The sequence below is a fragment of the Acetobacter tropicalis genome (genome assembly GCF_030644465.1).
Lineage (GTDB): Bacteria > Pseudomonadota > Alphaproteobacteria > Acetobacterales > Acetobacteraceae > Acetobacter > Acetobacter tropicalis.
On record NZ_JAUYUW010000001.1, the window covers coordinates 429,120 to 442,813 of the forward strand.

General features: G+C 59.6%; 9 protein-coding genes. 5 read left to right on the plus strand and 4 right to left on the minus strand.

Annotation, left to right across the window (positions count from 1 at the left end; genetic code table 11):
• Window positions 1–335: 335 nt before the first annotated feature.
• From QWU00_RS01935 to QWU00_RS01950, 4 genes are all read right to left on the minus strand, one after another.
• Window positions 336–1,829, minus strand: coding sequence for a Ppx/GppA family phosphatase (locus tag QWU00_RS01935; protein ID WP_035377592.1), 1,494 nt, complete (start codon window positions 1,827–1,829; stop codon window positions 336–338).
• A 65-nt stretch (window positions 1,830–1,894) separates the two neighbouring features.
• The gene (locus QWU00_RS01940; RefSeq protein ID WP_035377590.1) at window positions 1,895–4,180 is read right to left on the minus strand and encodes an RNA degradosome polyphosphate kinase; all 2,286 of its coding nucleotides are present in this window, start codon (window positions 4,178–4,180) and stop codon (window positions 1,895–1,897) included.
• 224 nt (window positions 4,181–4,404) lie between these two features.
• The gene (locus QWU00_RS01945; RefSeq protein WP_035377589.1) at window positions 4,405–6,495 is read right to left on the minus strand and encodes a S46 family peptidase; all 2,091 of its coding nucleotides are present in this window, start codon (window positions 6,493–6,495) and stop codon (window positions 4,405–4,407) included.
• 151 nt (window positions 6,496–6,646) lie between these two features.
• The gene (locus tag QWU00_RS01950) at window positions 6,647–7,411 is read right to left on the minus strand and encodes a P-loop NTPase family protein (protein WP_035377788.1); all 765 of its coding nucleotides are present in this window, start codon (window positions 7,409–7,411) and stop codon (window positions 6,647–6,649) included.
• A gap of 201 nt (window positions 7,412–7,612) precedes the next feature.
• Between QWU00_RS01950 and purM the strand changes: the two genes are divergently transcribed.
• From purM to QWU00_RS01975, 5 genes are all read left to right on the plus strand, one after another.
• A complete protein-coding gene (gene purM / locus QWU00_RS01955) occupies window positions 7,613–8,698 on the plus strand; it encodes a phosphoribosylformylglycinamidine cyclo-ligase (RefSeq protein ID WP_035377587.1) in 1,086 nt (361 codons plus the stop codon).
• Window positions 8,695–9,318 carry a phosphoribosylglycinamide formyltransferase gene (purN, locus tag QWU00_RS01960; RefSeq protein WP_035377585.1) on the plus strand — a complete coding sequence of 208 codons (624 nt, stop codon included), beginning with the start codon at window positions 8,695–8,697 and terminating at the stop codon, window positions 9,316–9,318. Before purM ends, purN begins: the two co-directional genes overlap by 4 nt.
• A gap of 62 nt (window positions 9,319–9,380) precedes the next feature.
• Entirely contained in the window at window positions 9,381–10,712 is a 1,332-nt protein-coding gene (locus QWU00_RS01965) for an RsmB/NOP family class I SAM-dependent RNA methyltransferase (RefSeq protein ID WP_035377583.1), read from the plus strand.
• A gap of 81 nt (window positions 10,713–10,793) precedes the next feature.
• A complete protein-coding gene (rpe, locus tag QWU00_RS01970; RefSeq protein ID WP_035377581.1) occupies window positions 10,794–11,468 on the plus strand; it encodes a ribulose-phosphate 3-epimerase in 675 nt (224 codons plus the stop codon).
• Between the two features lie 81 nt (window positions 11,469–11,549).
• Complete coding sequence (locus QWU00_RS01975) at window positions 11,550–13,691, plus strand: heparinase II/III domain-containing protein (protein WP_035377579.1); 2,142 nt, start codon at window positions 11,550–11,552, stop codon at window positions 13,689–13,691.
• The last annotated feature ends 3 nt before the right edge of the window (window positions 13,692–13,694 follow it).

A 13,694-nucleotide genomic window follows, 5' to 3' on the forward strand; every position in this document is an offset into this window, starting at 1 on the left:
GCCACTGATCCCCTTTTCCCGCAGGGTGTTGACCCAATTCCTGCCTGAAAATCAGACAGATGCCGGAGCAGGCGCAAGGTGTGCAGGGTGCCCAGAACTGACAGACTTGTCCACCCTAAAGCGGTGGCTGTCCCGTTTCACGCATTGCTTGTCTGCGCTTTCTACTTCCCAGCCCAATAGCGTGAACCATTTTGCAAAGCAGGAAGCGGGCACCGCACCCGCTCGGCGCTCTGCATCCTGAAAAGGCAAAGTGACGTTCTTACAGACAACCAGAGCCTCACAAAGGCCTCAGGAGCGTTCGGGCCATGTTCGAATGCCCCACAACAGCAGTTGCTTCACGCGTCGTCTGGTTCGGTTTCCAGACGGGTGGGCGCATCCAGCGCCTGCCCCAGACGGCTCAGGCCCCGCCCCACACTCTCCCCGCGCACGGCAACACAGGACGCACCAAGGCGCAGAACCAGTTCCTTGCGCTCCCATGTCAGGGCTGTGCCTTCAAGCAGGGCTGCCGTTCCACCGGAAACAGAATAGGCCAGCCGCAGCGCCAACCCAAGAATGACAGCTTTCTTCCACTGTTTTTCATCCAGCAACGCGCGGGACGTGGAAAGAAATTCAGCGTTCAGATCAGCCGCATACCGGATAGCCAACGCCAGAGAAAGCCATGCGCGGGCTTCATGATCAAAGCCCACACCCTGCAGGCGAAGAATGCGCCAGTAGGTTTGTTCGGACCGATATTCTGGATGGTCATGGCTTCCCACATCAGACAGCCAGCACACAATGCGGCGCAAATGGGTCTGACGCTGGCTTTCTTCTACAAACAGAGCGTTTGTCCACCGCATCAGCACATCAGGCAGTTCGGCGCTCCGGCCCAATCGGGCGCACATATCCTGTGCCACAACGGCCAGGGGGTCCTGCGGCAGGCAATCCGGTGCCACGTTCAGCATGTACCAGCCTTCACGCAGGCCATCCACGCAGAACACAACCCGGTCAGGCTGAACCTTACGCAGCAAGCGACGCAGCACTGTGGCAGCAAAAGGAATATCATCCAGCCGCTTTTTGGGCGCACCCGGCAAACGTTCCAGACTGCGGCGGGGCGCATGCAGCAGCCAACCCGTCATCTCCCGCGCTTCTTCCTGCGCCAGAGTGTAATAATGAACAATGTTCAGCGGATAATTCATGCGGGCAATATGCAACCGCGCCAGAGCACGAAACGCCCCGCCTACCAGATACAAAGTGCCACCCTTGACCTTTGGCAGCCAGTTAACGGCCCCGATATCCGCATCCGCCAACGCCTTTGCGGTGTTGAGATCGCCCTTGGAACGATCACTCAACCGGATGACACCAAGCGGCAGGGTATTGGCATCATGCCGCCCATCGCTAGTGATACGGATGAGTTCAAGCGACCCACCACCGACGTCAGCCACCAGACCGCTGGCACCGGGGATGCCGCACATCACACCAATGGCGGAATGATCGGCCTCTTCCTCACCCGATAAAATGCGGATTGGCACATCGGGCATGTTGGCACGCAGGGCCGCCACAAAGTCAGGGCCGTTGGCCGCATCCCGCACGGCGGCTGTTGCCAGAATTTCAAACGGGTCCGCATTCATGGCACGAGCAATGGCATGGAAGCGGTTGAGCACCTCCATGGCCATGCTCACGCCTTCCTCATTCAGGCGGCCGGTGGCGGTAAGACCACGCCCCAGGCGCAGTACCGCTTTTTCATTGAAAATAGGAACAGGATTACGGGAAACGCCCTCGAACACAACGAGGCGCACCGAATTGGACCCAAGATCGACAACGGCCGAACGGCGCGGCGTATCAGTTTGCATACTGGCGTTATTACTCTGCAACGCGCGCCGGGAAAACCCCGGTCACGCTGGCTGTGTCAGCTTGATCATTCATCAAACATCAGATCCTTGGAAGACGGCAGAGACGCCGGTGTACGGATGGGTGCTTCATGCGCAGCAGACCCCCTGCCGGAAAGGGACGGATGCGTCATGAACCATTCATGCGCGGAGAACGGGCGCGCACCAGGTGTCAGCCTGCGCCACACGCCATTCTGTTCCAGAATCCAGGACTGAAGATTGTCTTTGAGGTTGGAAACCATGATCTGCCCCAGCACCTGTGCATGCACCGTGGCATTGGTGATCGGCACCATGCTTTCCACACGCCAGTCCATGTTACGTGTCATCCAGTCGGCTGAGGACAGATAGACCTTGGCGTAACGAGATGGCAGACGATGGCCGTTACCAAAGGCGAAAATACGGGAATGCTCCAGAAAACGCCCGACAATGGATTTGATACGAATGTTTTCTGAAAGACCGGGCACGCCCGGCCGCAGACAACAGATCCCGCGAATGACCCCTATGATTTTCACCCCGGCGCAGGACGCCCGATACAGATGGTCAATCAGCACAGGGTCCACCAGCGAATTCATTTTCAGCCAGATGGTGCCGGGCCTGCCCGCTTTGACATGGGCAATCTCTTCCTCAATCAGTTCCACCAACGTACGGCGGATAGTGATGGGGGAAAAGGAAATTGCTTCCATTTCCGCAGGCAGGGCATAGCCGGTCACATAGTTGAACAGGCGGGCGGAATCCCGCGCCAGTTCCGGCTTGCAGGTAAAGAACGACAGATCAGTATAAATTTTGGCGGTAATGGGATGATAATTGCCTGTGCCAAAATGCGCGTAAGACCGAACCTGTCCGCCTTCCCTGCGCACAACAAGACTGAGCTTGGCATGGGTTTTCAGGTCCGCAAACCCGAACACAACCTGCACTCCGGCAGCTTCCAGAGCACGGGCCAGCCGGATATTGGCTTCCTCATCAAAGCGCGCCCGCAGTTCCACCATGGCCGTAACGGATTTTCCGGCCTCGGCGGCCTCGATCAGCGCTTTGACAATGGGAGAGTCGCGCGAGGTACGATAAAGGGTCTGCTTGATGGCAATCACGTTCGGATCAAGTGCTGCTTGACGCAGAAACTGCACCACCACGTCAAAGCTCTCGAACGGATGATGCACCAGCAGATCCTTGGCGCGGATGGCGGCAAAGCAGTCGCCATTAAAATCGAGTATCCGTTCAGGAAAGCGCGGTGTGTAGGGGGTAAACAGCAGATCCGGGCGATCATCCACAATCATCTGCTTCAGATCCACCACGCCGATCATGCCCGAATGGACGGCTATTTCCTCGGATGGCAGGTCAAGGCCGGAGGCTATGGCCTCCGCCAGTTCTGCTGGCACCCGTTTTTCCATGTCCAGATGGATGACCACGCCGCGACGGCGCCGCTTGAGCGCACTTTCATAAGAGCGGACAAGGTCTTCGGCCTCATCTTCAAACTCAACGTCCGTATCACGCACCACGCGCAGCATGCCGCTTTCCCCCACCGTCAGGCCGGGGAAAAGTTTGTCCATGCACAGGGTGATCAGGTCTTCCAGGCGGATAAACCGCACAACACGGGTGCCGGTAGCCTCACCTGGCTCAGTGGGGAGGCGGATAAAGCGTTCAACCTGCGCGGGCAGCAGAATAAGAGCGTTCATGGCGAACGCGCCGTTCTCGGCCGAAAGCAGACGCAGGCCAAGCGCCAGCCCCATGTTGGGGATAAAGGGCAATGGATGCGCCGGGTCCACTGCCAGAGGGGTCAGAACCGGGAAAACACGGTCCATGAAGCAGGTTTCAAGCCATGAACGGTCTGCTGCGGACAAATCATCCGGCTCACACAGCACGACGCCGGCTTCATTCAGCAGGCCACGCAGTTCTGTCCAGATACGCTGCTGTTCTCGCAGCAGGGCGGCACAGCGTTCCCGCACAGCTTCAAGCTGCTCAACGGGTGTCAGGCCGTCCGGGGAAAGTGCAACAAGCCCTTCACGTACCTGACCGACCAGACCGGCCACGCGCACGGAATAGAATTCATCCAGATTGCTGGCGCTGATAGACAGGAACCGCAGGCGTTCCAGCAAGGGATTGCGGGCGTTATCCGCTTCTTCCACCACACGCTCATTGAAATCCAGCCAGGAAAGCTCCCGGTTGATAAAGCGTTGCGGCGTTTCCAGAGTAATGGGCGGGGTAGATGCTTTCTTGCGCGGTGCACGCACAGCCCTCGGTGTGCTTTTTGTAGTACGCCGCCTGCGGGCGGGCCGCGTGGCACCGGTGGATTTTGTTCCCTGCTTCCCCTGTGCCGTCACGAACCAATCTCCTTACTGCTATCGCGTCTTGTTGCTGTTACAGAACTCTGCATCAGCCCATTTCTTTTGTCCGAGGAAAGCATACTGCAAGGCGTTTGGACAGGAAAAGCACCGGAGATGTTACTGTTTTATGTCACCTTCCGATTTTCAAAAAAACAGGCTCGCAGAGTTTCCCCTGCGAGCCTGCCAGTCATCCCCGGTATCACACCAAAGCGCGTAACGCCTTACAGATGCCCTTTGACCAGTTCATCAGCCAGCGCCTGATTTTTATAAACAGACTTCAGAGATTCCAGAATGGCGGCGCTATCCACGGCCACGGCGCGGTTAGTGCTTTCATCATAATAGAAATCCCCGCCCAGCGAGTGAATGTTGCCATCAAAGATCAAGCCAACGGCATGACCCTGCGCATCAATCACCGGAGAGCCTGAGTTCCCGCCAATAATATCGTTCGTGGAGACAAAATCGAACGGTGTGTTCAGGTTCACCCGTCCCTTGGCGTCCAGCCACGGCTTGCTCAGCTTGAACGGATCAGACCCGGTGGCGCGGTCATACAGGCCCGCGAAGGTGGTGAACGGCGCAACCTGTTTGCCGTTTTCATCCCAGCCCTTGACCTGCCCAAAGGACAGACGCTGCGTAAAAGTGGCATCTGGATAAGAAGAAACACCATCACGTGCAAAACGGGCTTTGGCCATGGCTTCCGTTGCCTGACGGGATGGCGCTGCCACCTCATCATCCATGCGCTTGCGCAGCGCGCGGGCCTGCGGCTCGATCTTGCGCGCCAGCACGATCATCGGGTCCTGAGAGGCTTCAATGGCTTTTGCGCCTCCTTTCCAAAGCGCCAGACGCACTTTGGGGTCGGCAAGCTTGCTGCCATTGACCAGAGAGACCGCCAGATCATCTGGAGCCGCCTTACCCAGCACCTGTTTGACGCTTTCATCATCCGCGCCCAGCACCTGTCGCAGCTTGGTGAGCGAGAATGCCAGCTCCGTTTTTTCAAGGTCAGGATAGACCGGAGCAATGGACCCCAATTCTGCTTCCAGCGCAGGCAGACGGCCATCATGGAACGCGGTCAGGCGCTCGGCATCGGGCTTCTGGCGTTCATATGCGCCACGCACCAGCAGCTTGGCGTAGGAGAACAGATCTCCCTGAAGGCCGAAGGAGCCTTCCAGCATGATATACGGCTTGAAAATCTGCTGTTTGACGGCCAGAGCCTGTGCGTTTTTGGCCCATGGGTCCCCATAGGTTTTCTTGCGCCCCTCATCCGCGTTGATCCAGTCACGCAAACTGGCTTCGCTTTTGGCTTTGGCGTCCAGCAGTTTGGGGTCGGCCAGCACCGGCACGCGCCCACGATACACTTTCAGGCTGTTTTCAATCCCGAAAATACGTTCCTGCGCCTCCTGATGATGCGCAACACTTTCGCGGCTGTACTGCCACAAAGCGCCATCCAGTGCGGAGTAATTATCAATAACAAAAGGCACTGTCACGTTTCTGGAAAATTCCAGATCTGCCAGTGGCACTTCGCGCTCGGTAGAACCGGGGTTGCCGGATGTGAACACAAGTTCTCCATCCTTGGGGCCTTCGGCATCAAACGGCAGGTAGGCCGCAACCTTGGCGGGCTTGCCGTTTTCATAAACCCGCAGGAACGCCATATCGAGGTCATAGCGCGGGAAGTTGAAGTTATCCGGGTCCCCACCAAAGAAGGCCGTGTTCTGGTCTGGCGCCATGACCATGCGCACATCCTGATACCGCCGATAGCGATACAGCGCTGTGCGCCCACCATGATACAGGCTGATCACATCACACCGCCACGTCTTGGCGTCCGCACCGGCGCACTCTTTCTCAATAGCGCTTTCTTCTGCCTGACGCGCCTTGGTGTAGGCTTCGCCTTCCTTGCCCTTGAGGGCTGCCTGCATGCGGTCCGTCACATCCGTGATGGAATCAAGCTGGTTGAGCTCCATCGCCGGGCAGCGCTGTTCAGCCGCCGGGTTTTTGGCGCTGTAGCCGTCCTGAAAATAGTTGTGGGTCTTGTCAGATAGTTGCTGCAAACATTCATTCGCGCAGTGATGGTTGGTCATCACCAGCCCATCTGCTGAAACAAAAGAAGCCGAACAGCCCAGCGCCAATCGTGCGGAAGCTTTGGTCACGCGGTCAATCCACTCCTTTGATGGCGTGAAGTGATACCGATCCTGCATCTGCTTTACGGGCAGGTTGTCCATGGTCCACATGCCTTCATCAGCATGGGCGTAGGGCGTGCCGAGGGGCACACAGGCCAACAGCGCCATGGGCACAAACATGTGCCTCAAAATTTTTGCCATGTTTCAATTACTCTTTCTGCAATAATGTTACGATGTAACATTCGGTAGGCCGACTTTGGCCCAGTTGCTCCCTCAGAGCAAGCCTGTCATGCTGTTTGCAGGCACTGTTTCGTGGCGCATCAAATGCCCCACATGCTGCCAGACCAGGCGTTCAGTCCCGGTCTGTTTCCTGTTGCCGCAGGGTTTCCAGCATGGAACCGGCCAGTGCGCGGGTCACTTTACCACCCGAGGCCAACGCTGCCTGATCCAGAAGCGCGGCCATATCCCTGATAGCGCGGGCGTTGCGGGGCAAGCGCCGCAAAAGCCACTCCGTAACGGGTTGCGCCACGACAATCTGCCGCTCCGCCAACAGGCGCAAAAACAGGCGATGCAGCAATTCTTCTTCCGCCTGCCCGATCGGCACGGAAGCCGTTGCCCGCACACGGCTGGCAAGGTCAGGCAACCTGATTGCCCAGCGGGCGGGGGGCAAACGTGCGGCCAACAGCAACGCCATGCGTTGCTCCCGCACAAGATTAATCAGATGCAGCAGATCATGCTCATCCCGCACGTGGTCCGCATTATCCAGCGCCAGCGCCCGAAATCCGCCCTCGCTGAACAGATCAGCCACATCCCGCTCGTTCAGGCGGCTGCCTTCAATAACCGGCGCACCATGCCGTGCCGCCCAAACGGATAACAGATGGGTCTTGCCGGTGCCGCTTGCTCCCCACAGCGCCATCCGTCCCTCCGGCCAGCGCCACAGGGCTTCAGCATCCAGCACCCACGCCCGCGCAGCCGCATTGGAACGGGCCGCAACAAAATCGGACCTACCGAATCGGGGGCGATAGGCAAACGGCAGGGCAATCTGCTCAGCGCGCGCACGCTCCCGCCTGCTTTCCGCACCCGGTGCGGAAGACTGCGCTGGTGGCACGCCTGCCATATCTTCGGCCCCCACACCGGGCTGCACGGGTGCATCCGCCTCCCTTTCCGGGCCGTTGGGGGCGTCTGACGCCGCTTTTGTTCCTACAATCCGTTTCATGCCGCTTTGCGTGTCGCTTCACCTGCCGTAAAGACTGTCCGCAGGGAAGCTACCCTACCCTGCCTGTTGCATCGACCCCTTATTCAGACCAAGAGCGCCCGCATGACGTCCAATTCTGCCAACACCCCGCCTTCTCCCCTGACATACCGTGACTCTGGCGTGGATATTGAAGCAGGCGAAGCTTTGATTGACGCCATCCGCCCGGCTGCCAAGGCAACAGACCGCCCCGGCACCATGGGGGGACTAGGCGGTTTTGGCGCGCTGTTTGATCTGAAAGCCGCCGGGTTCAAGGACCCCGTTCTTGTTTCCTGCACTGATGGCGTAGGCACCAAACTGACCCTGGCCATTGATACCGGCCTGCATGAGACCGTGGGCATTGATCTGGTGGCCATGTGCGTGAATGACCTGATTGTGCAGGGCGCGGAGCCGCTTTTCTTTCTGGACTACTTCGCCACGGGGCGTCTGTCTGTAGAAAACGCAGCCAAGGTTGTGCGCGGCATTGCGCAGGGATGTGAGCAGTCAGGCTGCGCGCTGGTAGGTGGTGAAACCGCCGAAATGCCCGGCATGTATGCAGACGGGCATTATGATCTGGCCGGGTTCTCGGTTGGGGCGGCTGAACGGAACGCCCTGCTGCCGGGTGCCATTGCCGAAGGGGATGCGCTGATCGCCCTGCCATCCTCCGGCGTGCATTCCAACGGTTTTTCTCTGGTGCGCCGCATTGTGGCCGATGCCCATCTGGCATGGACAGACCCCGCCGCCTTTGCACCGGGCCATAATTTGGGTGAAGCCCTGCTGGTGCCTACACGCCTTTATGTACAGCCGGTTCTGGCCCTGCATCGTGCGGGCCTGCTGCATGCAGCCGCCCACATTACTGGTGGCGGGCTGCCCGGCAACCTGCCCCGCATCCTGCCAGACGGGCTTGATGCCGTGATTGATGCCACATGGCCGGTTCCGCCCGTGTTCAACTGGCTGGCCCGCACCGGCAATGTTGCTAATGATGAAATGTTGCGCGTCTTCAACTGCGGCGTTGGCATGGTGCTGGTAACCCCCAAGCCTGATGAGGTTCTGGCCAGCCTGAAAGACATGGGTGAAACCGCAACGCTGATCGGCCATATTGCCAAAGCAGCAGAGAGCACAGCCAAAGCTGGCCTGCGCATGAAGGCCTGTCCGGATTTTCACGCAGCATGAGTGTTGAAAAAACACCGGTCGCCCTGCTTTTAAGCGGCCGGGGCAGCAATGCCACCGCCCTGATCCACGCCTGTGAAGCACCAGATTTTCCAGCCCGCATCTGTCTTGTTCTCAGCAACAACCCGCAGGCTCCGGGGCTGGACATGGCGCGTAAGGCTGGCCTTCCTGCCAAAGCCATAGATCACCGTCCCTTCGGGAAAGACCGCGCAGCCCATGAGCAGGCCATTCATGCCTGCCTTGAAGAATCTGGCGCGCAAGCCGTGTGCCTTGCCGGTTACATGCGCCTGCTAACACCGTTTCTGACCACCGCATGGGCAGGCAGGATGCTGAACATTCACCCCAGCCTGCTCCCCTCCTTCCCCGGCCTGCACACTCATGAACGGGCTTTGGAAGCCGGAGTGCGCATTCATGGGTGCACCGTGCATCTGGTAACGGAAGGCATGGATGAAGGGCCCATTCTGGGGCAGGCCGCCGTTCCTGTGCTCCCCGGCGATACGCCGGATGATCTGGCGGCACGTGTTCTGCACGAAGAACACCGGCTTTATCCGCTTGCCCTGCGCCGCTTTCTGGACAAAGGCGCGCCTTCCTGCCAAGCCCAGAGCGTGCTGCTGGTGGCCTGAGCCTCAGCGCGCTTTCTTTTACGTTTTAGCCAGACCCGATAGCCAGACCTGATAGTGAGTTGATGACAGCAGAATCCCGCCCCCGCAAACCCAGACAGCGCGGCGCTTCCCGCCCGGGAAACGCCCCTCAGCCTGCTGATCCGACGCGGGATGTGGCCTTTGATATCCTGTGCGGCGTGGTGGAACACCGCCGCATGCTGGAAAACAGCCTCTCACGCTCGGCCGCGGAGCATGAGGCCCCACCACGTGACCGGGCTGCGGCTCATCGTCTGGCTGCCGCCACGCTGCGCCATATGGGCACATTGCGTATGGTGCTGGAGCCATTTCTGCGTAAGGAGCCGCCGGAACCTGTCCGCGTGGCGCTGATGATGGGCTGCGCCCAACTGCTGTTTCTTGAAACACCACCCCATGCCGCAGTAGGCACCACCGTCTCCCTGTTGCGCCGCCGCAAGCTGGCTCCCTTTGCAGGCTTGGCTAATGCCGTATTGCGCAAGGTGGCTGATCAGGGCCCGGCCCTGCTTGAAGGGCTTGATCAGGCACGGCTGGATATTCCCGCATGGCTGTGGAGTTCATGGAGCACCCTTGGCAAAGGTGTGCCACGCGCCATTGCCCGTGGCATCAGTCAGGAAGCGCCGCTGGATATCACGCTACGCCCCGGCGCACCTGTGCCTGAAGGCGGAGAAGTTCTGCCCAACGGATCTGTGCGGTTCCCCGCCGGAACGCGCGTGACGGAACTGCCGGGGTATGAGGAAGGGGCATTCTGGGTGCAGGATGCCGCTGCAACGCTCCCTGCCCGCCTACTGAACGCCCAGCCGGGTGAAAGCGTGGCAGATCTATGCGCCGCACCGGGCGGCAAAACCGCCCAGCTTGCTGCAACAGGCGCCAGCGTGACTGCGGTTGAACAGAACGCCAACCGCATGACCCGCCTGCGTGAAAATCTGACGCGCCTGTCCTACCCGGTAGAGATTGTGCAGGCCGATGCCGCCACATGGAAACCGGACGCCCTGTTTGACGCCATTCTGCTGGATGCTCCTTGCTCCGCCACAGGCACGGCACGCCGCCATCCCGATGTGCTGTGGGTCAAACGCCCGCGCGACCTTACAGCCCTGACCGCCGGGCAGGATCGTCTTCTGGCAGCAGCAAAAGCCATGCTCAAACCGGGTGGTCGGCTGATCTATGCCGTATGCTCGCTGCAAGAAGAAGAAGGACCTGCTCGCGCCCGTGCGGCAGCGGCCATGGGGCTGGAACCTTCACCCTTCACGCCAGAAGAACTGCCTTTTCTGACCGAAGCGCTAACGCCAGAAGGCTGGCTGCGCACGCATCCCGGCCTGTGGGCTGACAAAGGCGGAATGGACGGCTTTTTTGCGGCACGGTTTACGTTGCCCAAAGCGTGATACCATCACAACGCAGAAAAGACGTTAAAACCCCACTCAACGGAGTTGCGCGGCACGGCGGGATTGCGGATAACCAGTCTTATGACTTCCTTACCGCGCCCGCTCATTGCCCCCAGTATCCTTGCCGCTGACTTCGCCCGTCTGGGTGAAGAAGTTGACGCCGTTATCAAAGCCGGAGCGGACTGGATCCATCTGGATGTGATGGACGGGCATTTTGTGCCCAACATTTCCTTCGGCCCGCAAATTGTCAAAGCGCTGCGCCCTCGCACCACTTTGCCCTTTGACGTGCACCTGATGATTGAACCGGCGGACCCGTATCTGGAAGCCTTTGCCAAGGCCGGGGCCGATCATATTCTCATCCATATTGAAGCCGGACCGCATGCACACCGCTCCCTCCAGCAGATCCGTGCGTTGGGTGCCAAGCCGGGCATTGTGCTCTGCCCTGCCACGCCGCCGGAAGCGATAAGCGAAATTCTGGATATGGTGGACGTTATTCTGGTCATGACCGTGAACCCCGGCTTTGGCGGCCAGAAATTCCTGTCCAGCCAGTTGCCCAAAATCCGCCGCCTCCGCCAGATGATTGCGGAAAGTGGGCGGGATATCCGGCTGGCAGTGGATGGCGGGATCGATTCTCACACAGCGCCTCAGGCCATTGCGGCAGGGGCAGATGTGCTGATTGCAGGCAGCGCCATTTACGCCCAACCGGATTACAGCGCCGCCATTGCCGCATTACGGCCAGAAATTACCGTATCCTGAACCTTCTTTTTCGTCTTGTGGGGCGTTTAGTCTGAACCCCCGCAGTCAGATCACCTCTAGCCCCGGAGCACCCACCATCTGATGCCCCTGCGCCGCTGGACCCGAACCGCCCGCCTTGCCTACGCCATGCGTAATCCCTTGGGCGGCTTTGGCCGTGTGCCGGAAGGCCCGGCCCAGACCTTGCGGGACCCATGGCCCGGTGATGCAATTGTGGGCGAAAAACTGGTGCGTAACCAGACGCTTTTTCAAGGCGAGCTCCGCAACCTGCAACATCGGCAGTGGGATAATCCTGCATGGCCGGATGCCTACCGCAGATGGTTGCAAAGCTTTGTCTGGCTGCGGGATCTGCGGGAACTGGGGGCAGAATCCGCCCGCATCAAAGCACGCAGTCTGGTGGCAACATGGATTGCCATGCCTGCGGCTGACCGCCCCATTTCCGACCCCTCCATTACCGGCGCACGTCTGGCCGCGTGGCTGTCCTATTACGAGTTTTTTGCCGCCGCCGCTGATGACGGATTTCGGAAATCCCTGATGGCGGCTCTCATGATGGAAGCCCGCTCCATCATGGCTCTCATGCCCGAAGAGGTACAAGGCTGGCATGCGCTGACCGCCCTGAAAGGCCTGCTTGCTGTTGCTGTCGCCATTCCAGATCAGCCGGAATTTCTCTCCCGCTATCTCCGGTTGATTGATAACGCTATCAGCGAGCAGTTTCTGCCGGATGGTGGCCCTGTAACCCGCTGTCCGGAAGATCAGTTTCAGGCTGTGCGTGAACTGGCTGAAATGCTCAGCATCCTTCAACTGGCGCGCCTGCCCCTCCCGACAACCCTGATGGAAGCGGCCAACCGCGCTGCGCCCGCCCTGCGCGCGATGCGCCATGGGGATGGCGGGCTGATGCTGTTTAACGGCAGTGCGGAACAAAACCCCCTGCTGGTAGAGCATGTGCTCAACCGGGCCTCCCGCAGTCGCGTTCTGGCCGCAAGCCTGCCGGAGACTGGCTTCCTGCGGTTAGCCAGTGGGCGTGCTTTGCTGCTTGTGGATGCAGATGCCCCTGCCGCGCCGGGGCATGACAAAACCGCCCACGCGGGTATGTTGTCCTTTGAATTCTCGTCTGGTAGGCAACGCCTGATTGTTAATTGCGGTGCCAGCACCCAACGCGGATGGGCTCAGGCGTTGCGGCAGGCGGCTGCGCATTCCGTGCTGGAATTTGCAGATATCTCCCCCATGGTAGTTGACGCCACGGGGGCCGTTATCAAACGGCCAAAAATTACCCGCACCCATGTGACGCAGGATGGCGCGCACTGGCTGCAAATGACGCATGATGGCTATCAGCCACAAGGCGGTGGCCTCTATTCCCGCCAGCTTTATCTGGGCAAGGATGGCCAGACCCTCCGGGGTGAGGAAACGCTGCACGGCGGCACACGGGCGGATTTCTGTGTCAGGTTCCATCTGCACCCCGAAGTTATGGTTGAGCAGGTAGAAAATGGTTTTCTGCTTTATACGCATGAAGAAAGCTGGCTCTTCCAGTCAGATGCTCACGCAAGCGTAGAAGAGAGCGTGTATCTGGGTGGCCCGGAACGGGTGGCAACGCTCCAGATTGTTCTGTTCCCCACGCTGCCCCCTGAGCCAGAAGACCCACCGGCCCCAGAGGAGCACACAACACCTTCCCCAGAAAACGGCGAGGATACCGAAGCAGATCTGTCCACAGCTTCCGCCGTCTCTGATGAAGCGCCCCTCTTTCAGGAAACAGAGCAGCCACACAACAGCGCGCTTCCGTCCGTGCCTGATGCACCGGCTACCCAGCCGGAAGAAATATCCCATCCACCGGAAACCGCGACACAGTTAGAGGAAACAGACTCGCTTGCTCCCGAACAGGAAGCCTCTTCTGCTGACGCTTCTCAGCCGCCGGATGAAGAGGATGAATACGCTCCCATCATGCGTGATCCGCCACCGGCAGACAGTGTGCCGTCTCTACTGGCCGGGGTTGCCCACCTGCATTACACCCCTCAGCGGACCACAGTCACCATGGCGGAAAGCCTGTTTGCGGAGCAGAACCGCACTCCCGCAGCAGAAGCGGCAGCAGCCCGGCAGGCCAGAAAAGCCGAAGCCGCACGGGCCTCCGGCGCGGAACCCGTTTCCGCTCCCTCTGCCCTGACGCAACAGCCTGCCCTGCAACCACCGCTGTGCCCCCCCATCCGCTGGGCGCTGTCTCTGGTGAGTGAATAAGTC

Excerpts from the sequence above, each read along its gene's own strand:
- purM (WP_035377587.1), top strand. The coding sequence starts at position 7,613 with ATGACGTCCAATTCTGCCAACACCCCGCCTTCTCCCCTGACATACCGT.
- QWU00_RS01945 (WP_035377589.1), bottom strand. The coding sequence starts at position 6,495 with ATGGCAAAAATTTTGAGGCACATGTTTGTGCCCATGGCGCTGTTGGCC.
- QWU00_RS01935 (WP_035377592.1), bottom strand. The coding sequence starts at position 1,829 with ATGCAAACTGATACGCCGCGCCGTTCGGCCGTTGTCGATCTTGGGTCC.
- QWU00_RS01965 (WP_035377583.1), top strand. The coding sequence starts at position 9,381 with ATGACAGCAGAATCCCGCCCCCGCAAACCCAGACAGCGCGGCGCTTCC.
- QWU00_RS01975 (WP_035377579.1), top strand. The coding sequence starts at position 11,550 with ATGCCCCTGCGCCGCTGGACCCGAACCGCCCGCCTTGCCTACGCCATG.
- rpe (WP_035377581.1), top strand. The coding sequence starts at position 10,794 with ATGACTTCCTTACCGCGCCCGCTCATTGCCCCCAGTATCCTTGCCGCT.
- QWU00_RS01950 (WP_035377788.1), bottom strand. The coding sequence starts at position 7,411 with ATGGCAGGCGTGCCACCAGCGCAGTCTTCCGCACCGGGTGCGGAAAGC.
- purN (WP_035377585.1), top strand. The coding sequence starts at position 8,695 with ATGAGTGTTGAAAAAACACCGGTCGCCCTGCTTTTAAGCGGCCGGGGC.